Annotated in this window: 20 protein-coding genes and 2 pseudogenes; 5 read left to right on the forward strand and 17 right to left on the reverse strand. The window is 70.3% G+C overall.

Translation table 11 applies throughout. From position 1 onward, the window contains the following. Positions 1 to 100: 100 nt before the first annotated feature. The 4 genes from AB0N07_RS01205 to AB0N07_RS01220 all read right to left on the reverse strand — a co-directional run bounded on the left by AB0N07_RS01205 (position 101) and on the right by AB0N07_RS01220 (position 3142). The gene (locus AB0N07_RS01205) at positions 101 to 574 is read right to left on the reverse strand and encodes a peptidoglycan-binding protein (protein WP_365830818.1); all 474 of its coding nucleotides are present in this window, start codon (positions 572 to 574) and stop codon (positions 101 to 103) included. 233 nt (positions 575 to 807) lie between these two features. After that, a complete protein-coding gene (locus tag AB0N07_RS01210; protein ID WP_365830819.1) occupies positions 808 to 1659 on the reverse strand; it encodes a DUF2690 domain-containing protein in 852 nt (283 codons plus the stop codon). Next, entirely contained in the window at positions 1656 to 2534 is an 879-nt protein-coding gene (locus AB0N07_RS01215) for a peptidoglycan-binding protein (protein ID WP_365830821.1), read from the reverse strand. The genes AB0N07_RS01210 and AB0N07_RS01215 overlap by 4 nt, the downstream gene beginning before the upstream one ends. A 110-nt stretch (positions 2535 to 2644) precedes the next feature. Beyond that, positions 2645 to 3142 (reverse strand): MarR family transcriptional regulator, encoded by a 498-nt coding sequence (locus AB0N07_RS01220; protein ID WP_365830823.1) that lies wholly within the window; start codon positions 3140 to 3142, stop codon positions 2645 to 2647. Between the two features lie 83 nt (positions 3143 to 3225). On the opposite strand from AB0N07_RS01220, the gene AB0N07_RS01225 reads away from it, so the two are divergent. Next, on the forward strand, positions 3226 to 4125 hold the full coding sequence (locus AB0N07_RS01225; protein WP_365830825.1) for an ABC transporter ATP-binding protein: 900 nt from the start codon (positions 3226 to 3228) through the stop codon (positions 4123 to 4125). Beyond that, on the forward strand, positions 4122 to 5690 hold the full coding sequence (locus tag AB0N07_RS01230) for an ABC transporter permease (protein ID WP_365830827.1): 1569 nt from the start codon (positions 4122 to 4124) through the stop codon (positions 5688 to 5690). Before AB0N07_RS01225 ends, AB0N07_RS01230 begins: the two co-directional genes overlap by 4 nt. A gap of 10 nt (positions 5691 to 5700) precedes the next feature. Here AB0N07_RS01230 and AB0N07_RS01235 read toward each other — a convergent pair. The 7 genes and pseudogenes from AB0N07_RS01235 to AB0N07_RS01265 all read right to left on the reverse strand — a co-directional run bounded on the left by AB0N07_RS01235 (position 5701) and on the right by AB0N07_RS01265 (position 11502). After that, positions 5701 to 6291: pseudogene (locus AB0N07_RS01235) on the reverse strand (Uma2 family endonuclease). Positions 6292 to 6374: 83 nt separating this feature from the next. Continuing rightward, a complete protein-coding gene (locus AB0N07_RS01240; protein ID WP_365830829.1) occupies positions 6375 to 7580 on the reverse strand; it encodes a cytochrome P450 in 1206 nt (401 codons plus the stop codon). A gap of 42 nt (positions 7581 to 7622) precedes the next feature. Beyond that, a complete protein-coding gene (locus AB0N07_RS01245) occupies positions 7623 to 8123 on the reverse strand; it encodes a GNAT family N-acetyltransferase (RefSeq protein ID WP_365830831.1) in 501 nt (166 codons plus the stop codon). 88 nt (positions 8124 to 8211) lie between these two features. Next, entirely contained in the window at positions 8212 to 9795 is a 1584-nt protein-coding gene (locus AB0N07_RS01250; RefSeq protein WP_365830833.1) for a hypothetical protein, read from the reverse strand. Between the two features lie 88 nt (positions 9796 to 9883). Next, the gene (locus tag AB0N07_RS01255) at positions 9884 to 10453 is read right to left on the reverse strand and encodes an ATP-binding protein (protein WP_365830835.1); all 570 of its coding nucleotides are present in this window, start codon (positions 10451 to 10453) and stop codon (positions 9884 to 9886) included. A 3-nt stretch (positions 10454 to 10456) separates the two neighbouring features. Then, the gene (locus AB0N07_RS01260) at positions 10457 to 10651 is read right to left on the reverse strand and encodes a DUF397 domain-containing protein (RefSeq protein WP_365830837.1); all 195 of its coding nucleotides are present in this window, start codon (positions 10649 to 10651) and stop codon (positions 10457 to 10459) included. Further along, positions 10651 to 11502, reverse strand: coding sequence for a helix-turn-helix transcriptional regulator (locus AB0N07_RS01265; RefSeq protein WP_365830839.1), 852 nt, complete (start codon positions 11500 to 11502; stop codon positions 10651 to 10653). Before AB0N07_RS01265 ends, AB0N07_RS01260 begins: the two co-directional genes overlap by 1 nt. Positions 11503 to 11699: 197 nt before the next feature. Here AB0N07_RS01265 and AB0N07_RS01270 point away from each other — a divergent pair, with 197 nt between their 5' ends. Continuing rightward, a complete protein-coding gene (locus AB0N07_RS01270; RefSeq protein ID WP_365830841.1) occupies positions 11700 to 12116 on the forward strand; it encodes an ATP-binding protein in 417 nt (138 codons plus the stop codon). Further along, entirely contained in the window at positions 12113 to 12268 is a 156-nt protein-coding gene (locus AB0N07_RS01275; protein WP_365831188.1) for a hypothetical protein, read from the forward strand. Before AB0N07_RS01270 ends, AB0N07_RS01275 begins: the two co-directional genes overlap by 4 nt. A gap of 139 nt (positions 12269 to 12407) precedes the next feature. On the opposite strand, the pseudogene AB0N07_RS01280 reads toward AB0N07_RS01275, so the two are convergent. Next, positions 12408 to 12545 (reverse strand): annotated as a pseudogene (locus AB0N07_RS01280) (transcriptional regulator); the annotation flags it as partial. Positions 12546 to 12895: 350 nt separating this feature from the next. On the opposite strand from AB0N07_RS01280, the gene AB0N07_RS01285 reads away from it, so the two are divergent. After that, a complete protein-coding gene (locus AB0N07_RS01285) occupies positions 12896 to 14476 on the forward strand; it encodes a peptidoglycan-binding protein (RefSeq protein WP_365830843.1) in 1581 nt (526 codons plus the stop codon). A gap of 118 nt (positions 14477 to 14594) precedes the next feature. Here the strand turns inward: AB0N07_RS01285 and AB0N07_RS01290 are convergent, their stop codons facing one another. The 5 genes from AB0N07_RS01290 to AB0N07_RS01310 all read right to left on the reverse strand — a co-directional run bounded on the left by AB0N07_RS01290 (position 14595) and on the right by AB0N07_RS01310 (position 20009). Then, positions 14595 to 15260: a response regulator transcription factor gene (locus AB0N07_RS01290; protein ID WP_365830845.1), complete on the reverse strand. Its 666-nt coding sequence runs from the start codon at positions 15258 to 15260 to the stop codon at positions 14595 to 14597. Continuing rightward, positions 15257 to 16600, reverse strand: coding sequence for a histidine kinase (locus AB0N07_RS01295; RefSeq protein WP_365831154.1), 1344 nt, complete (start codon positions 16598 to 16600; stop codon positions 15257 to 15259). Before AB0N07_RS01295 ends, AB0N07_RS01290 begins: the two co-directional genes overlap by 4 nt. Before the next feature lie 154 nt (positions 16601 to 16754). Then, the gene (locus tag AB0N07_RS01300; RefSeq protein WP_344406013.1) at positions 16755 to 17438 is read right to left on the reverse strand and encodes a response regulator transcription factor; all 684 of its coding nucleotides are present in this window, start codon (positions 17436 to 17438) and stop codon (positions 16755 to 16757) included. Continuing rightward, positions 17435 to 18793 carry a sensor histidine kinase gene (locus tag AB0N07_RS01305; RefSeq protein ID WP_365830847.1) on the reverse strand — a complete coding sequence of 453 codons (1359 nt, stop codon included), beginning with the start codon at positions 18791 to 18793 and terminating at the stop codon, positions 17435 to 17437. Before AB0N07_RS01305 ends, AB0N07_RS01300 begins: the two co-directional genes overlap by 4 nt. Positions 18794 to 18827: 34 nt before the next feature. Further along, a complete protein-coding gene (locus AB0N07_RS01310) occupies positions 18828 to 20009 on the reverse strand; it encodes an acyltransferase (protein WP_365831156.1) in 1182 nt (393 codons plus the stop codon). Positions 20010 to 20125: the final 116 nt, after the last annotated feature.

Below are 20125 nucleotides of genomic sequence, written 5' to 3' on the forward strand. Positions count from 1 at the left end.
TTGCCCTCGAACTCGCCCACGGCGTCGACCCATACCTCGTCGACGGGGTCGGTGATGCTTCGGCAGGTGGCGGGCGCGGGCTCTGACCGGTCCGAACCGTTCAGCAGAGGCCGGCGCGGTTGTCGGCGAACCTCTTGAACGCGGCCTGGGTTCCCGGTCCCGCCTCTCCGTCGATGCCGCCCGTGTAGCCCCAGTAGGCCTGCAGCAGACGCTGCAGCGCCGAGACCGTGCCGCCGCCCACGTCTCCGTCGATCGCGCCGGTGTAACCCCAGTACTCCTTCAGGTTGCGCTGGAACGCCTTCCAGCTGTCGGTGCCGAGCTGCCCGTCGATCCCGTCCGTGTAGCCCCAGTAGTCCCGCAGCCAGCACTGGACGTACTTGGCCTGGGTCGTGCTCAGGCCGAGGTTCACCGTGTCGCGCGGAGCGACGGTCCGGGAACCCACCGTCTGCGTCGAGACCTGCGCGGACGCCGGCGTGGCCGCGAAGCTGCTGGTCGCTCCCGCCAGGGTCCCGGCGGCGATCGCGACGATGGTGGTGAGTCCCGCCAGCGCCCTCGGCAAAGTGTTCGGTCGCACTTCGTCTCCTCCTCAAGTCGTGGGTCACATCGCCTCGGCGGACGGGGCCACTCGATCCGGCGCACCGGACCGGGGGACCACCCCGCCGGGACGATGCTCCGGGGCGCCCGCTCCGGGTGTCGACGGCTCAAGGAAATCTGCTGGAACGGCGGAACCGTACCGGCTCTGACCTGTGCTGTTTCAGCGTCGGATGACGGATTCGCGGGTCGCCGTCGGACGACTCGACACAAGGGTCAGGGTGACAGCGCGGAGAAACATTTCGGAGGCTGGTCCGCTCCGGTCCGCAGGCATGCCGTGAGCCGGGAGGCACGGCTCGTGACGGCGGCCAGATACGTGTAGACGAACCCGGCGGCGTCGCTCGGGCTGTCGATGCCACGGCTCTGCTCCGGCTGTCCGGGAGCCGTGAAGACGAGGGTGTCCCCGACGGCCGTGTTCCAGACCCTGGCCCAGGCGGCACGGCACATCGGGCTGTAGCGGATCTCCAGCCCGAAGCCGGCCGGGGTCTGCTGGTGGAGCAGTGTCTTCGGCATCCCTGGAGATTGCTCCACACCGCACTTCTCCACCCCCGGGTCGAGTCCGTCGCAGGCCCTTCCCGTGCAGCCGACGCGGAAGGCCGCGGTGGAGGACCCGGACGCGTCGGCGTCGGTCCACGCCCGGCTGGTGAGCGACAGCAGAGCGGCGAGCAGCATCACGGCCACACCGGCGGCCGCTCCGACCCGCCACCGCGATGGCCTCGCGGGTGCCCGTTCCGGTACGGCGGCCGGCTCCGCCGCACGGTCGTCCACAGACGCCGATCTCTCCGCCCCGCTCGTAGGCTCCACCACCTCGATCGCGCCCCGCCGGCTCCACGCGGCCTCGGCCAGCTCCCACACGGCCCGCAGTCGCGGCTCGGGTTCGTCGGACAGGACGCACAGCGCACGCACGGCGAGCCACGGTGGCAGCGCGCGACCCGCCAGGTACCGCTGCCAGGACGACTTGCTGTACGACGACTCGTCGGCCAGCGCGGACAGGCTCAGCCCTGAACGCTCACGCAGCAGGCGCAGTTCCGCCGCGAGGCGGGCGCACTCCGGGAGTATCGGCGTCATCGCCTCAGCGCCGCCCAGGTCTGCGGCCCCACCTGGCCGTCGACATCCAGATGGAACGCCTTCTGCGTGTCGATCACCGCGGTCTCGGTGAGCGGACCGAAGTTGCCGTCGATCCCGCCCGGCGACTGCCCCGCGTGCTGCAACAGGCATTGCAGCTCGGCGACTTCGGGTCCCCACATGTCGACCTGCAGATGGTCGGTGCGGGTCGCACTGTTGCCCGCGTACCAGAGCCCCGCCTTGCGCACGAAGTGGCATGTGTACGGCACCGGTTTGGCGGTCGCCACAGTCGTACGGGATGTTGCGGCCGTCGCCGACGCGCTGTGCCCCGGCGCCATCACCAGCACCGCGATCCCCGCGCCCGCCGCGGCCGAGATCCCGACCGTCGCCAACTGCCGCAGGAACGCCCGGACTCGGGGATCGGCGCTCTTCGCACCGACCTCGGCGTCGGCCACGACGGTGTCGGCCGGTCCGGAGTCATCCTCTCCACCCAGCCCGGAGTCGGCCCCGTCGCCCAGCCCGGAGTCGGCCCCGTCGCCCAGCCCGGAGTCGCCCCCTTCGGCCGGCCCGGAGTCAGCCTGTTCCTCCGGCCCCGAGTCGGCGAGCTGGTCACGACGCCAAGCGTCCCTCGCCCTCTCGTACCGCGCGAGCAGCCGGGCCGAGTCCGCCGCCACAGCCGTGGCCATCGACTCGACCGCCTCGCGCGGCGGCAGCAGTCGGCCGCCGAGATAACGCTCCCAGGACGAGGAGCTGTAGCCCGTTCCGTCGGCAAGGTCCCGCAGGCTGAGCCCGGATGCGTCTTTCAATCGCCGTAGTTCCGCAACGAATTCCACGACCGCCGGGTCGAGCCCGGCCGGCATGGCTTTCCAACGCGCCATGTCCGCCCCTCGGTTGAAGCCGCGTGAGGCGTCCCCGCGCCCCGGAAGGGATAATAAGGTCGCCGTTCTCCCTTCTGCGAGCGGCACAACGCGTCGGTGCGCCTCGGCGCTCAGCCCGGCCCGAAGGTCTTCTCCCGGTGCACCCGCCACCGCTCCATCATGGCCGCGACCTCGCCCTCGACGAACTCGAAGAAGGCGAGCGTCTCGGCCATGCGGCGTCCTGCGGGGGTCTCGGCACCCAGGCTGCTGACGCCTTCCCGCAAAGCCCCTTCCCACCGCTTGATGAGGGCCTCGCGGTTGGTGAGGGCCTCGTACCACTGGTCGCCGTGCACCCGGTAGCGCTCGCGGCGCGAACCGGGCTCACGCTCCCGCGAGACCATGTGCGTCATGGTCAGATAGCGCACCGCGCCGGAGACCGCGGCGGGGCTGATCTGCAGCTGCTCCCCCAGCTCGACGGAGGTCATCGAGCCCTCGTCGGAGGAGAGCAGGGCGGCGAAGACTCGGGCGGGCATCCGCTGCATCCCGGCCTCGACCAGCTGCGCCGCGAAACTCTCCACGAACTTCGAGACCGCCTCCGGGTCCCGCCCCACCGCCTTCGACTCCGTCATGGTCACCACCCTAACCGGGCTTCATAGTCTTTATATACTTCTTTAACTTCACAAATTTCTGAAAGAAGCGTACGTTCTGAAGCATGACGAAGGCAATCAGCGTCTTTGGCCTCCACAAGTCGTTCGGCCGCACCCACGCCCTGGACGGTCTCGACCTGGAGGTGGAGTCCGGCGAGGTGCACGGCTTTCTCGGCCCGAACGGCTCGGGCAAGTCCACCACCATCCGCGTCCTGCTCGGCCTGCTGCGCGCGGACTCCGGTGCCGCGCAGGTGCTGGGCAGCGACCCGTGGCGGGACGCGGTGGAGGTGCACCGCCGGATCGCGTACGTCCCCGGGGACGTGACCCTGTGGCGGAACCTCTCCGGCGGTGAGGTCATCGACCTGTACGGCCGCCTGCGCGGCGGCCTCGACGCCGGGCGCCGGGCCGAGCTGATCGACCGCTTCGAGCTGGACCCCACCAAGAAGGGCCGCACGTACTCGAAGGGCAACCGCCAGAAGGTCGCCCTGGTGGCCGCCTTCGCCTCGGACGTGGACCTGCTGATCCTGGACGAGCCGACGTCGGGCCTGGACCCGCTGATGGAGGAGGTCTTCCAGCGCTGCGTGGAGGAGGAGCGGGAGCGCGGTCGTACGGTGTTGCTGTCGTCGCACATCCTCAGCGAGGTCGAGGAGCTCTGCGACCGCGTGAGCATCATCCGCAAGGGCCGGACCGTGGAGAGCGGTTCGCTGGCCGATCTGCGCCATCTGACGCGGACGAGCGTGACGGCCGAACTCGCCGGTCCCCCCAACGGGTTGGCGCACCTGCCCGGCGTCCACGACCTCGTCGTCCAGGGAAGGCGGGTGCGACTGCAGGTCGACACGGACCAACTCGGCGCTGTGCTGCGACAGTTGAGCGAGTCCGGCGTACGGTCGCTGACCTCGACCCCGCCGACACTGGAGGAGCTGTTCCTGCGCCACTACCAGGACGAGGGGGTGGCGGCGCGATGACGTCGTTCGCGGGCACGGGTGTGCTGCTGCGCTTCTCGCTCCGCCGCGACCGGCTGATGATCCCGGTCTGGGTCGGCGTGAACGCGCTGATGGTCCTCTCCATGCCGAACACCCTGAAGAACCTGTACGGCACCCCGGCCGACCGCGCCGACCTGATCCACCAGGTGGCGACCAACGCCTCCTTCCGCGCACTGATCGGCCCCGTCTTCGACACCTCCATCGGTGCGCTGACGGCGTGGCGCGTCGGCGTGTACGCAGGCCTGCTCACCGCGGCGATGAGCCTGGTGATCGTCGTACGGCACACCCGGGACGAGGAGGAGAGCGGGCGGCAGGAGCTGGTGGCGTCCGGAGCGGTGGGGCGCCGGGCCTCGCTGACGGCGGCCCTGCTGGCGGCGGGAGTCGCAAATGCCGCACTGGCGCTGCTGGTGGCGGCCGGTCTGGCGGGCCAGGGGGCCGTGGGCGCGCTGGCCTTCGGCCTCGGACTCGCGGCCGTCGGCATGGTCTTCGCGACGATGGCGGCGATCGTCGCCCAGCTGACGGAGAGCGCGCGGCTGGCCCGCGGGCTGACCGCGGGCGTCCTGGGCGCGGCCTTCGTGCTGCGCGCGGCGGGCGACGCGGCGACGGACGACGGCTCCTCGGCCCTGACCTGGCTCTCCCCGCTCGGCTGGCTGGAGAACCTGCGGCCCTACGCCGGTGAACGCTGGTGGGTGCTGCCGCTGTTCGCGGCGGCGGTGGCGCTCCAGGCCGGGGTGGCCTACGAGTTGGCGGGCCGCAGGGACGTCGGCATGAGTTTCCTGCCCACGCGCCCCGGACCGGCGTCCGGCCGCCTGGGCTCGGCGGGCGCGCTGGCCTGGCGGCTGCAACGGGGCAGCGTCCTCGGCTGGTCGATCGCCTTCTTCGTCGTGGGCGTCGTCTACGGCGGTCTGACGGACGGGGTGACGGACCTGGTCGGCAAGAACGAGAACGCCCGGAAGATCTTCGAGCGAATGGGCGGACAGCGGGGCCTGACGGACGCCTTCCTGGCCTCCATGGTGGGGATGATGGGCCTGGTCGCGGCGCTCTACATCGTGTCGAGCGTGCTGAGGCTGTACGGCGAGGAGACGTCGGGGCGGGCGGAGCCGGTGCTGGCGAATGCGGTGGGGCGTCTACGCTGGGCCTGCGGCCACTTGGCGGTCGCGTTCGGCGGAGCCGTGCTGATCATGCTCCTGACCGGCCTGGGCTTCGTCATCGGCTACGGCAAGGCGGCGGGGCCGATCCTCGGGGCGTGCCTGGTGCAGGTGGCCGCGGTGTGGGTGATCGGCGGGGTGGCGGTCCTGCTCTACGGCGTGGTCCCGCGGGCGGCGACGGCGGCCTGGGGTGTCGCGGGGGCCGTGCTGCTGATCGGCTGGGTGGGTCCGGCGCTGGACGCTCCACGGGTGGTGCTGGATCTGTCGCCGTTCGGCCATCTGCCGAAGCTGCCGGGCGGGGGGATGGAGTGGGGGCCGGTGGCGCTGCTGACCGTGCTGACGGTGGTGCTGGTGGGTGCGGGGCTTGCGGGACTGCGGCGGCGGGACATGACGACCTGACCCGAACCGCTCAGTCGACGTACTTGAGTTCCTCGGTGTCGAGCTCGATTCCGACCGGATCGGGGAGGCTGACCTTGTCGCCGAGCCGGGACACGTGGATGTCGCGGTATCCGACCTCCGGATGCGGGTTGCTGTGTACGAGAACCGAAAGGTTGTCACGGTCGATCAGCAAGTGGACGGGGACACCCGCCTCCGCATACGCCCGGGGCTTCTCCACACGGTCGCGGTTGTGGGTGTCCGAGTCGTACGACGTGATCTCGACTGCCATCAGAACGCCGTGAGGTTCAGCCCAGTCGCCCTGCCACACGAAGTGGTCGACTGGTGCCAGCACACCGTCGGGCCGCGCCCGGCCCTTGCGCTAGGCCTCCACCTTCAGGCCCTGCAACGGATTGAGATCGAGCTCGGGCCGGGCACGCATGCACTGACGGATCAGCCACATCGTGATCGTCCCGTGGTTGCCGTTCGTCACCTTCTTGAGTCCGATCCGTCCGTCGATGAATTCGAACCTGACGGTCTCGTCCTCATGCTCGGCGAATTCGGCGATCCGCTCGAACAGGTCCACCGACATCTGATCCGACGCGCGTTCTGCCATAACCGTCATGGTGCCTCCCTTCGCAGGCAGGCACCAGCTTGACGAGTCGTTCACGACCATCGCCCGGATTCGGAAGGTGATCAGCCGGGTGATCACCTCACCGCGACACTCAGCCCCTCCAACCCCCGGATCACAAAGTTCGGCTTCCGCTCCGGCTCCGCCGCCAGCCGCAGCCCGGGGGCCTTCTTCAGCAACGCCGTCATCGATGCCGCCAGCTCGATCCGGGCCAGCGGGGCCCCGATGCAGTAGTGAATGCCTGCGGAGAAGGAGATGTGCGGGTTGTCCGTGCGGGTCAGGTCGAGCCGCTCGGGGTTCCGGAAGACCTCCGGGTCGTGGTTGGCGGAGCCGAAGAGCATCGCGATCTCGGCGCCGCGGGGCATCGTGACGCCGTCGACCTCGATGTCGTCGAGCACCCACCGCTCGAAGAGCTGGAGCGGCGTGTCGTAGCGCATGAGCTCTTCCACGGCGGTGGGGACGAGGGAGTGGTCCGCGCGCAGGGCGGCCAGCTGCTCCGGGTTCCGGAAGAGGGCGTACCAGCCGTTCACCGTGGCGTTGACGGTCGCCTCGTGGCCGGCGTTGAGGAGCAGGACGGCGGTGGAGATCATCTCCTGCTCGGTGAGGCGGTCGCCCTCGTCGTGGGCGGCGATGAGCCCGGAGATGAGGTCGTCGCCGGGGGTGCGGCGACGCTCGGCGATCAGCTCGCGGAGATAGTCGGAGAACTCGACGGAGGCCTGGACGGCCTTCCGCGCCGTGTCCTGCGACGGGTTCAGCTCGTACATCCCGCAGATGTCGGCCGACCAGGGGCGCAGCGGGGCACGGTCGGCCTCGGGGATGCCCAGCATCTCGGCGATGACGGCGACCGGCAGCGGCTCGGCGACGTCGCTGAGCAGATCGCCGCCGCCCTTCTCGACGAGGCGGTCCACGAGCTCCCCGGCGAGGTTGCCGACGTACGGCTTGAGCTGCTCGACCGTCCGCGGTGTGAACGCCTTCGACACCAGTCGCCGGATCCGGGTGTGGTCCGGCGGCTCCAGGTCCAGCATGCCGTGGTCGTTGAGGGTGTGGAACGGCTCGTGTTCGGCGGGCGGTGCGGTGCGGCCGAAGTCCTCGTGCGTGAACCGGTGCTGGTACGTCCGCCCGAGCCGCCGGTCGCGCAGCAGCGCGGAGACGTCCGCGTGGTGCGGGACGAGCCACTGGTTCGTGGGCTCGTAGAAGTGCACGCGGCCCTTGGCACGCAGGTCGGCGTAGGCGGGGTAGGGATCGGCCAGGAACTCCGGGTCCCACGGGTCGAAGGCGGTCATGGACGGACGCTAACCCGGTATCCACCCGCCTGACCAGGGATGTCAGTGCTCCGGCACGAGGTCGCGCCGGTACCAGGTGCCCTGCTCACCGCCGATGTGGGCCGGGTCGGCCGGGCCGACCGGGACGAAACCGGCCTTGGTCAGCACCTTCCGGGACGCCACGTTCCGGTGGGCGGCGGCCGCCCGCAGGGTGCGCAGCCCGTGCCGGTCCGCCGCCGGCCGGCACAGCTCCAGCACGGCCGCGGTCGCCAAGCCCCGGCCTGCGGCATGCTGGGCGACCCGATAACCGAGCTCTGCGCTGTGATCTTCAATGTCGACCAGATTGAACCGGCCGAGCACCGAACCGTCCTCCGCGACGAGCACATGGAAGGCGCAGATGCCGGCCTCCTGCTCGGCCAGCAAGGCGTCGTACCGCTCGGTGAAGTGCTCGAAGTAGTCGTCGCCGCGGTCGGTGATCGAGGCGGCGAAGTAGGCGCGGTTCGCCAGCTCGAAGGCGAGGACCGCCGGGGCATGACCGGCATGCAGCCGTTTCAGCTCGGGCACTCGCCCGACCCTACTCAGGTGGTGCGCCGGGGCCACCGGGTTTTCCAGCGGCGGCCCGCGACGACATCGTGCGACGTCTCCGACGGCCTCAGCTGACGGCGTACGCCCGGTACACCGTCTCCACCGAGCGGTCCCCGGCGGAGTCGGTCACCTCGGAGCGCAGGGCGACGGCACCGGAGGCGGGGTTGTGGACGGACGCCTGCCAGGACGAGCCGATGTGCTTGACGGTCGCCGCCTGCCAGGTCCTGCCGCCGTCGGCGGACGACCAGACCCGGACGGACTTGGCGGTCACCTCGGTGAACTTCACATCGGGGCCCTGGGAGCCGCGCCCGGCGCTCACGTCGACCGTCGTGGTGCTGTTCGTCGCGGCCTGGTCGTTGCTGTTCAGCCCGGTGGGCAGGAAGCGGGTCAGGAAGACGGGGGCGACGATCGCCTTGTTCGGGTCGGCCACCTTGAAGTGCCAGTCAAGGGTGGCGCGAGACGACAGCATGCCGGCGGGGAAGGTGATGCCCGGACGGTAGCGCTGGGCGTCGACGGTCAGGCGGTACCAGCCGGCCGAGCGGACACCGGCGGAGAAAGAGGCGTCGCTGCTGCCCCAGTTGGTCAGGGTCTTCTTCTTGATGGTGGTGCTTCCCTTGGACAGGACCACCGTCTCCTTCGTCGGGTCGGCGCCGCTCGGGCCGACGTCCGGATCACCGATCAGGGCCTCCGGAATGAAGGTGACGGACTTCCGCCCGAGCAGCGGCAGATAGTGCATCGGACTCCACACGGCCCTCCCGAAGGACTGGGTGAAGCTCTGCCCCGCCTTCAGCGTCCTGACCTTCGGGAAGCCGCCGCCGACGTCGTCGCCGTTGCCCGCGATGATGTCGTCACGCGGCTGCCAGGTGCCGGGCGTCACATGGACGGTGGCGCTGTACGGCGCGTTGTCGTCGCGGACCGTGGCCATCAGGTCCGTCGTGCAGTCGTCGGTCTGCGGCTGCGCCTGGAGCGCGGTGTCGTGCTGACGGGCCATCTCCGTACCGCTGCGTACCGAGAAGCGCATCGTCGCCAGGTTCGACCGCTTCAACGACCCACCGGGCGCGGCCGGGATACCCGTGGTGTTCTTCGCGGCGACGTAGCTGTCGTTGCCCGACCACTGCGCCAGATAGCCGAACTGCAGCAGCCTGGAGGAGTTCGGGATGGCGTACAGGGAGCCCTCGTCGTTCCAGCCGCCCGTACTGAAGGCGGAGGGCATGTTGCTGACGGTGGCGGCGCACACCTGCGCGCTGATTTTCGGCGGTTCGGTCACGTCGGCGGGCGTGTCGAGCGACACCTTGACGGCCTTGCCCTTGCGCGCGTCGATCGTCACCGACTTGCTGCCCGAGACCTGTACGACCTGCGCGCCGATGGTGTCGGTGCCCCACCCCTCCGTGCCGTGCTCCCAGATGTCGGTCATCGCGATGTAGCGCCCCGCCGGCAGGCTGATCCGCTTGCCGGACTGCACGCTGTACGTCTGCCCGGACGGCACGGCGACGACGTTGACCGTCGTAGGGACCTTGGCGCCGTGCCGGCCGAGCGTGTTGACGACCAGCGAGGCCGACGCAGCCTGCGCGGAAGCGGTGAAAGCACCGGAGGCCACCAGCGGCACCAGTGCCGCCACACCAACGAAGCCGAGCGATCTCCGTCGCACCATCATCCTCAACTCCCCCTCCAACCCCAGAAGTCGGCCAATCGTAGCCGTGTCACGGACATGGCAGCTCCCATTGAGGAGAGACACCTGATCAAGCCGATCCAAGGAAAGGTGCGAATGAGAAGCACGCTGCGGCCTGGGCGGGCGTGACCCCTTGAGGGCGTCCGGGGACGTCGTGGACGGCGTCCGCACCCTCTGAGCGCAGTCGGTCGGCCCGTGCGTGCCGAGCCACGACGGCGGCGTAGGCGCGGACGTCGGCGGCAGTGATGTCCGTACGGTCCCGCTCCGCGTGCTGCTGAAGGAGGACATCGAGGTCGGGACTGAATCGCAGCATGGTCACCGGGGCGTCGAAACGTCTGGCGATGGTGATCAGGCGAGTGCGGGCCTGTGGGGTGACGTTCGTGGATTCGGCAATCGCGGTTCGCCCGGCGGCGAGTCGGGCGCCGATCCTGCGGTCGCGTTCCTCGAAGATCTGAGAGTCAGCTGCTTCGGTGGGTGGGGTGCCGACGAGTTCGGCGCGGATCTCGTCGCTGGAGACCACGGCGTCCCCGTCGATCTGCCGACGCGCGATGAGCGCTTGTACGAAGCTGGTCTTGCCGGAGGCAGGCGGGCCGACGAGAACCACGAGCCCCGGGGCCACGCGGATAAGGATCTTCGCCACGCGTCACACCTGACCGGAGTCCTTGGGCTTGTGCTTCAGGTGGTCGATGAGTGCGGTGAAGACGGCGGGCGGGAAGGAGAGAGTGGCGCGGGCGGGGGCCTTGGAGTCGCGGACGGCTATGCGGGTGGGGAGCTCGGCGATCTCGACACAGGTATCGCCATCGCCGCCACCGGAGTACGTGGACTTTCGCCAGTGCATCAGAGTTCCTTCTTCAGGCGGTGGATGAAGTCCCGAGACGCTGCGGGGTCCAGCGACGCTGCCTGCATCTTAAGGAAGAGCGTTCGAAGCTGCTCCAACTGGGCTTCCGCATCAATGAATGCAACGCCGGTAGGAGCGTCACGCAGACCTGTGTCTAGTCGGGGCACCGGGCCTCCGACATACATCATCGAGATCCCGGCACCGCCGAAGCCGTCCTGGTCGATCGGGATGACCCGTACCGTGGCGTGTCCCTGCTCGATCTGATCGAGGATCTGCCGGAGTTGGGCCCGGCTGACAGCGCGGTCCGCCACACGCGCGCGCAGAGCGAATTCGTGGATGAGTGTCTCGTACGGCGTCGGACGGTCGCCCTCAATGACAGTGCGTCGCCTCATCCGGTGTTCCACCCGAGGCTTCAACTCACTCTCGGGCAATCCGGGGTGCACGTACCTGTAGACCGCACGTGCGTAGTCCGCAGTCTGGAGCAGCCCGGGGACATACGTGATCACGACCTCGCGCAGGGAGGTCGCGTGATGCTCGACTTCAGCGACGTCCTGGAACACCGGCGGCAGCACACCTCGGTACTCCTCCCACCAGCCACGCGTCCGATCGGTGGCCATCGCCGCGAGCGCATCAATCAACGCGTGGTCCGTGCAGGCGTAATGAGCCGCGAGGCGCCGCACCCGTTCCTCACTGACACCGGCGAAACCAAGCTCCATCTGGCTTATCTGTGCCGAGGTCGAATTCAGCAGTCCAGCTACCTCACGCGCCTTCAGCCCGGCCGCCTCGCGGAGGCGCCGTAGCTCAGTCCCCAGGCGAACTTGCCGTGCGGTCGCATGGCTCCTCAGCGGCATCCGCTCTCCTCAACGCCCTTGTCTGTATGCCTCGTTCGAGCGCAAGACTACGACAGCCGGTTGCGCGGGCAATATTTATTGCCATACCGTCGGTGACGCAACGCACACGCTGCGGAAGTGCACCGCTCCGTCCTGCCTCCCATGACGGCCGCGGCGATGCCACCGCCAGACCCCCACCAGCGAACCGGAGTTGCCGCATGCCCGAAAACGAATCCGAACCGTGGGAGTACACCCTCCACATCCCCAACGACCCCCGCGCCGTCACCGTCTGCCGCCGCACCCTCCGCCTGATCCTGACCCTGCACGGCCTGATCACCCTGGCCGACACAGCGGAGCTGCTCGCCGCGGAGCTGGTGTCCAACGCCGTACTGCACACGAAGGGGCCCGCGGCCCTACGGGTGCGCTGGTCGCCGCCGGGCACGCTGCGCCTCGGCGCGTGGGACGCGGATCCCGAGCCTCCGGAGCCGCCGCGCCCGCTGGACCGCCTCGCCGACGCCGAGAACGGCCGCGGCCTCGCCCTGGTCCGGGCCTGCGCCGACGTATGGGGCTGGCAGCCTCAGTCGAGGAACGGCAGCCGGGGCAAATACGTGTGGTGCGAACTGGCGGCGGCATGAGCCACCTCCCGCCCATGCACACGGCCGGCGAGCTCCGTGCCGCCCTCACCATGGGCTACGGGTTCTCCGGCGTCGCCCGCCTCGTCGAGGAGTTCCGCGGCAGGGGCGCCGCACGCCAGGACATCCGCACAACCAGGCTGCGCAGACCGTGACACTCTCCAGGAAAGTGTCACACTTCGCAGCCCCAGGCCCCGGAGACTTGCAGGCATGCTTCGCGCTGGAGCCCGTGATCGTGACCGCAGGTCCAGGCCCCTGCGGTGCGAACCGGCGACGACGTGAAGGGTCAGCCGCGCGCACTTCTCTTGGGGAGACGCGCAGGGCGGACAGCAGCTCGTTCGCGGTCTGTTCCGGCTTGCCCCACTGCCACCACGCACGCCCGAGATCGGTGTGCATACGACCCTTGCGCTCCGCGGTGGGGAACAGGCGCCCCGCAGGGGCCTGCTTCGGGAGCCCACGTGCAGCCTGGGTGCTAGAACAAGTCACCCATGCCGGAAAGAGAATGATCCAGCCGTTCCGGCGACCAGCGACGCCCGACGCCTTCCACGCCACCTGATCCCGGGGTCCCGGTCACACGGCCGGAACCGTCCCGCCCAACCGTCACGCCGCTGCGGATCCCCGCAGGTCAGCGCCCGTGCCGTCCCGCAATGCCAGCAGATCTCGACTCGCCGTGGACGCGGGCCGGACCGGGGCCCAAAGATCACCCGCAGCGCTACCTTCGCCTGCTTCCGACTGCTTCCGCGTTGCTCACCGCAACCGGACGCCAAGGATTGGACTATGTCATGAGCATGTTTGACCCCGGCCACCGTTTGTCCCGACGCAGACTGCTGACCCTCGCCGGCGGCGCCGCGGTGGCCACCGCGACCGGCATCGGATTGGCCCAGTCGGCGTCCGCGGCGTCCGCGGCGTCCGGCTACGGGATCGACTACTCCGACGCGTCACTCACCGCCTCTTCGGTCGCCGCCGCCGGCTACGGCTTCGTGTGCCGTTACCTCAGCTGGCTGCCGAACTCGAAGGTCCTCACTCTGTCCGAGGCTGAGGCCCTGACCGCCGCGAATCTGGGCATCGTCTCCAACTGGGAGTCGGACGGGCTGCAGTCCTGGCAGAGCGGCGTCCCCTCCGACCCCAACTCCCAGGGGGCCGGGCATGCCACTGAGGCGAACCGGCAAGCACTGGCCAACGGGATGCCGTCGTCGCGGCCGATCTACTTCAGCGTGGACTTCGACCTTCAGCCCTCGATGTACTCCGCGCTCAACTCCTACTTCGACGGCGTCGCCTCGGTCATCGGCCGGTCTCGGACCGGTGCGTACGGCGGCTACCACGTCATCAAGGAGCTTTTCGACAACGAAAAGATAGCCTGGGGCTGGCAGACGTACGCGTGGTCCGGCGGGAACTGGGACAGCCGCGCGCAGTTGCGGCAGGTCCAGAACGACATCACGGTCGCCGGGAAGGACGCGGACCTCGACCAGGCGATGGCCGCCGACTTCGGCCAGTGGGGCGGCAAGGGCGGCGGCACCGGCGTCATCCTGCCGTCGTGGCCGAACATCACCGACGGAATGACGGGGCCCAGCGTGCAGGCGGCGCAGTACCTGTTGCGCTACCACGGTGCCTCGATCACCGCCGACGGCCAGTTCGGACCGGCCACCCTCGCCGCGACCAAGAGCTTCCAGTCCGCACACGGCCTCGGCGTCGACGGCCAGATAGGCCCCCAGACCTGGTCCGCGCTGATCGTCCAGGTCCAACAGGGCTCCAGCGGCGACGCGGTCAGAGCCGCCCAGGTGGAACTGAACCGGTTCGGCTACGGCCTCACCGTCGACGGCAGCTTCGGCTCCGGCACCAACAGTGCCGCCCGAGCCTTCCAGTCCGCACACGGCCTCGGCGCGGACGGCCAGGTGGGACCGCAGACCTGGCAGATGCTCGTGGGTACCGGGAACGGTGCATCGGGCGGCGGTACCGTCGCGCCGCCGTGGCCGAATGTCATTGAGGGCGACACCGGGAACAACGTGCTGGCCGCGCAGTATCTTCTCCGCGACCACGGTGCCTCGATCACCGCCGACAGCCAGTTCGGACCGGCCACCCTCGCCGCGACCAAGAGCTTCCAGTCCGCACACGGCCTCGGCGTCGACGGCCAGATAGGCCCCCAGACCTGGTCCGCGCTGATCGTCCAGGTCCAACAGGGCTCCAGCGGCGACGCCGTCCGAGCCGCCCAGGTGGAACTGAACAAGTTCGGCTACGGCCTCACCGTCGACGGCAGCTTCGGCTCCGGCACCAACAGCGCCGCCCGAGCCTTCCAGTCCGCACACGGCCTGAGCGTGGACGGCCAGGTGGGACCGAAGACCTGGCAGATGCTCGTCGGCAGCTGACCGCCGAGCCACTCCGGCGGCGAGTGTGCGGGGCGACCGCGACGGTTCATTCGTCCCGCACCCGCTCGCCGCGACGGAGACAGGCCCAAGGGCCCGCTCGCCCTCGTGCCTGCCGCACCTAACCCGGCGTAACCAACCGCGCCTCATAAGCGAACACCGCCGCCTGGGTCCGGTCCCGTAGCCCCAGCTTCACCAGGATCCTGCTGACGTGGGTCTTGATCGTCGACTCGGCGACCACCAGTTGCTCGGCGATCTCGGCGTTGGACAGGCCCTGGGCGATGAGGACCAGGACCTCTGTTTCGCGTTCGGTGAGGTCGCCGTAGGCCGCTGTCGCCGAGTGCATCGGGCGCGGCGAATCCGAGAGTTTGGAGAACTCCGTGATCAGGCGCTTCGTCACTGAGGGGGCGAGCAGGGCCTCGCCGGAGGCCACCACCCTTACGCCGTCCGCGAGTTGGCGGGCCGAGGCGTCCTTCAGGAGGAAGCCGGAGGCGCCTGCGCGCAGGGCCTGGTAGACGTACTCGTCGAGGTCGAAGGTCGTCAGGACCAGGACCTTTGCCGTGCTGTTCGCGGCGACGATCTCGCGGGTCGCCTCGATGCCGTTCAGTTCCGGCATGCGGATGTCCATCAGGACCACGTCGGGGGCGAGTTCGCGGACGCGGTCGACCGCCTCGCGGCCGTTCACCGCCTCGCCCACCACCTCGATGTCCGGCATCGCGTTGAGCAGGACCGAGAAGCCCTCGCGCACCATCATCTGGTCGTCCGCGATCAGGACACGGATGGTCATGCGTCACCTTCGCCTGCGTGGGCGACCGGCAGGAACACCGTCACCTCGTAGCCCCCCTCGTCCGTCCGGGCCGCCGTCATCTCGCCGTTCAGCATGGTGACGCGCTCCCGCATGCCGGTGATGCCGTGGCCGGCGCCCGGTGAGGGCTTGACCAGGGACGGCTCGGGCGGCGGACCGTTCACTACGCGCAGGCCCAGGCCGCCGAGCACGTACGACACCTCCACCTTGGCAGCGGCGCCCGGTGCATGGCGCAGGGTGTTGCTCAGCGCCTCCTGCACTATGCGGTACGCCGACAGCTCGACGCCCTGCGGGAGTTCCCGTACCGCTCCGGTCTGCGTCTTGTCGACGCTCAGGCCCGTCGTCTCCCGCACATTGGCGAGCAGCGCGTCCAGGTCGGCGAGGGTGGGCTGCGGGGCGTCCGGGGCCTCGTAGTCCTCGGCGCGGACCACGCCCAGCACGCGGCGCAGCTCGGTGAGCGCCGCCACCGCGTTCTCCCGGATCGTGGCGAACGCCTTCTCCAGCTCCGGGGGCGGGTTCTCGACCCGGTAGGGGGCCGCCTCCGCCTGGATGGCAACCACCGACATGTGGTGGGCGACCACGTCGTGCAGCTCTCGGGCGATCGTGGTGCGCTCCTCCAGGAGGGTGCGGCGGGAACGCTCGTGCGCGGTCACCGTCTGCTGGGCGGTCACCTCCTGGCGGGCCTCGCGGCGGATGTGTCTGAGGGAGACGGCGAGGAGGAACATGGCGGAGACGAACAGCATCTGCATGGCGTTCGAGCCGAACGCGCTCTGGCCGCCGGCGGGGAAGAGCTCCACCGCGGCGCTGTACACCGCTGTCAGGACCCACATCCAAGCCGCCGTGCGCGGCCTGGTGCGCATGGCCACGATGGTGAGCACGAACAGGTGACAGGCGAAGCTGCCCGGCAGCCACGGCCACTGGTCACCCCAGTCGGAGCCGACCACCGCGGCCACCGGCGTCGCCGCCATCGACAGCCAGAACGCGCCGATCGGCCGCACCATGGTCAGCAGGACCGGGCCCAGGGCGAGCAGACCGAGGAAGAGGTTGACGCCCGCGCCGCGGTAGTCGCTGCGCGACGCGATGAGCATCGCGAAGAGGCCGGCCGCGGTGATCAGGGCGTGCGGTGTCCAGGTCGCGTACTCCCGCAGTCGGCCGGAGAAGCGGCGGACGAACGGGGCGTCCGCGCTCAGGCGCGGCAGCGGACGGTAGGCGAAGGCGTCGTGGAACAGGTCCTGGCGCATTCCGCGCAGGGCGTCCAAGGCCGCCCTGAACTCCGGGCTGCGCGGCTTGTACGGCTCGAATGCGCTGTCCGGCGGCTCCAGGTGCCTGGTGCGGCCCGGCGGTGTCGGCTGCGTGTGGGGCGTCTCGGTCACGATGAAAAGGTAGGCCGCGGCGCAAGGCGTGGTCGTCACCAGTGAGGAGGGTCCTTCGGCCTCCCCCTCAGGTACTACGGGTACGGGCCGCGGGACCGACGGGTCAGTAGCCGGACGGGCGCACCAGGCCCGACTCGTATGCGAAGACCGCCGCCTGCGTGCGGTCCCTGAGGCCCAGCTTCACCAGGATGCGGCCCACATGGGTCTTCACGGTCTGTTCGGCGACGACCAGGCGCTGGGCGATCTCCGCGTTCGACAGGCCCTGCGCGATCAGTGCGAGAACCTCCGTCTCGCGCTCGGTCAGGTCGCCGACGCGTTCCTTCAGCGGCGCGCGGGGCTTGCCGTCCAGGCGGGAGAACTGGGCGATCAGCCGACGGGTGATGCCGGGCGCGAGCAGCGCGTCGCCGGCCGCCACCACCCGTACCGCCTCGGCCAGTTGGTCCACCGAGGCGTCCTTGAGGAGGAACCCGGACGCGCCCGCGCGCAGCGCCTCGTACACGTACTCGTCGAGGTCGAAGGTGGTGAGCACCAGCACCCTGATGTGCGGTGTCTCCGCGGTGATTCGGCGGGTGGCCTCGATGCCGCCGAGCTCCGGCATGCGGATGTCCATGAGGACGACGTCCGGGGCGAGTTCGGCGACCTTCGCGACGGCGTCCAGGCCGTCGACCGCCTGCCCGATCACCTCGATGTCCGGCTTGGTGTTGAGCAGCACGGTGAAGCCCTGCCGGACCATCTGCTGGTCGTCGGCGATCACTACCCGGATGGGGCTGTTGCTGCTGCTCGTCATGCGGTGTCGTCCTTCGGGTCGGTGGCGGGGGCAGGGGCATCGGGCAGGTCCGGGCCGTCGGCGCGCGGGTCGACCGGCAGGAAGGCGGAGACCTGGTAGCCGCCGTTCGGCCGGGGGTGTGCGGCCAGGTCGCCGCCGAGCATCGCAGCCCGTTCCCGCATACCTAGCAGACCGTGGCCCGCGCCCGGTGACGCCGGAGCCTCATGCAGGGGACGGGAGTTGACGACTTCCACGCGCAACCCGTAGGGAACGTAGACGACTTCGACGCTCGCGCTCGCGCCGGGCGCGTGGCGCAGCACGTTGCTGAGCGCCTCCTGCACGATCCGGTACGCCGACAGCTCCACACCCGACGGCAGCGGGCGCCGCTCCCCCGTGGTCCGCGTGGTCACGGCCAGACCGGCGGCCCGGGTGTTCTCGACGAGCGCGTCGAGCCGGTCCAGGGTGGGCTGCGGGCTGTGCGGGTCGTTGCCGTCGTCGGCCGGTGCGTCCGTGCCGGGGTCCTCGGAGCGCAGCACGCCCAGCACCCGGCGCAGTTCGGTCAGCGCCTCCAGCGCGTTGTTCCGTATGCCCTCAAGGTTCTCCCTGAGCTCGTCGGGCGGGTTCTCCACCAGGTGCGGGGCGACCTGGGCCTGGATGGAGATGACGGACATGTGGTGGGCGACCACGTCGTGCAGTTCGCGCGCGATGCGGTTGCGCTCCTCCAGGAGGGTGCGCCTGGCCCGCTCCTCGGCGGTGAGGGTGGTCAGCCGGCCGACCTCCGCGCGGGCCTCGCGGCGGCTGCGCAGCGCGATGCCGAGCAGGACGGCGACGCCCGACAGGGCGATCGCGAGCGGGCCCGTCGACTGCTCCGGGTTCGCGGACTGCAGGTGCGGCGCGTCCCACATGCCCTGAAGAGCAAGCGTGACGAGCACCGTCAGGGCCAGTGCCTCCACGGACACGCGGGTACGCACGCGCAGGGCGAGCAGCAGCAGTACCAGCAGCTGGGCGATGATCCCGGCCGCGGTCCACGGCCAGGTGAAGTCGTGCGCCGCGCTGCCGGTCAGGCTGAAGTGCACCGCGACCGCCCCCAGGACGGAGCCTGTCGTCGATAGCCACCAGGCCGCGATCGGCCGCCACAGCGCCAGCGCCACCGCGCCGCCCTGCGCGAGTGCGATCAGGAAGCCGGAGCCGAAGCCCAGACGTCCGTTGTCCGTGAGCTGCGCCGTGCCACCGAACGTGATCCAGAACGCGGCGAAGCACAGCACGCCGTGCGGGACCCGCCGCAGCCGCCCGAAGGCGGGCAACGGATCCGCACGAGCCGTCCAAAGATCGTCCCGGAGCACGAGCAACCAGCGCAGGACGCGACTGCCGAACATCCGCCGGCTCCCCGTTTCCGTCACGCGGCCAACCCTAGGCACGATGGACGATCCTTGCTGCCGTCCCGTCCGGCCCGCCGTGGCGGCGGATCACCCGGGAGGGGCCGGTGCTTCTGCCGCGCGGGCCTCCGCGTTCGTAGGAGTGGAAGGCCGTCCAGCAGACCGTGAGCGCAAGGGCGAACACCGGGAGCCAGGCCAGCCGGAACGTCACCCAGCCGAGGCCGTCGGGGCTGGTGTGCAGGCCGGGCAGGTGGCCCGCCGGGAGGGCGGTGGCCGTGGTCGCCATCATGGCCGTCTGGTGCCATAGGAAGATCGTCATCGCGGAGAGGTTCACGAAGGCCACCGCCGCCCAGGCCAGGGGCCGCCGCATCGTGCGGCGCAGCCGGTCGCGCAGGAGCAGAGCCAGACCGCACTGGGCCAGACCGAAGGTGACGGCGGCCAGGGTCGGCGGGTTGAGGTTGGAGATCGTCTGCCCCGGGACGCCGACCATCGAGGCCGGGTAGCCCGCGAAGGCGACCAGCAGGGCCGTCGCCGCCGCACCGCCGGTGAGCAGGATCCAGCCCGCGCGGGCGCGCTCCAGTTCGCCACGGGTCCAGGCCGCGCCCAGGGTGTACGGCACCAGCCAGCCCGCCGCCAGGTTCACCCAGCCGAGGCCCTGCGGGGCGCCGAGGCCGAAACGGAGAAGGTCCACATGGAGGACGACGGCCAGCGGCCACAGGGGGTTGAGCCGGGTGAGGAGCGGGGTCGCCGCGGTCAGCGCCGCGAAGACCAGCAGGAACCAGAGGGGGGAGAGGGCGAGTTTGACCAGCGTGTGGATCGTGTCGGGTTCCGCGCCCGAGAGGAACAGAGCCGTGGCGGCGATCGTCCACAGGACCAGTACGGCAGCCACCGGTTTGAACAGCCGCGACAGCCGGGCGGTCAGCCACCGCCGGTACGGCGTGCCCTTGGCTCGGGCCGCCGTGTAGCTGCGGGTGGCCACATGGCCGCCCACCAGGAAGAACACGGCCAGGGTCTGGAAGGCCCAGGAGATCGGGGCCAGCCACGGCATGTGCTGGAGGGGGCTGGAGGCGTGCAGGGAGCCGCCGTCCGCCACCAGGGCCGTGACCAGCCAGTGGCCGAGGACCACACCGAGGATCGCGAAGGCACGCAGGGCGTCCACGGCGCGGTCGCGGTCGGCGGGGGTGGCGGCGTCGATCCGCTCGGCGGCCCTCCGCAGGGCGCTCCGGCCAACGGCGGCGCCCTGGCGCTGTCGTACGTCGCTGTCTCGTACGGTGCCCTGTCCTGCGGCGCTCCTTCCTGCGGCGCCGTGTCGTATGCCGTCCCACGCATGAC

Source organism: Streptomyces sp. NPDC051172, from assembly GCF_040682555.1.
Classification (GTDB): Bacteria; Actinomycetota; Actinomycetes; order Streptomycetales; family Streptomycetaceae; genus Streptomyces.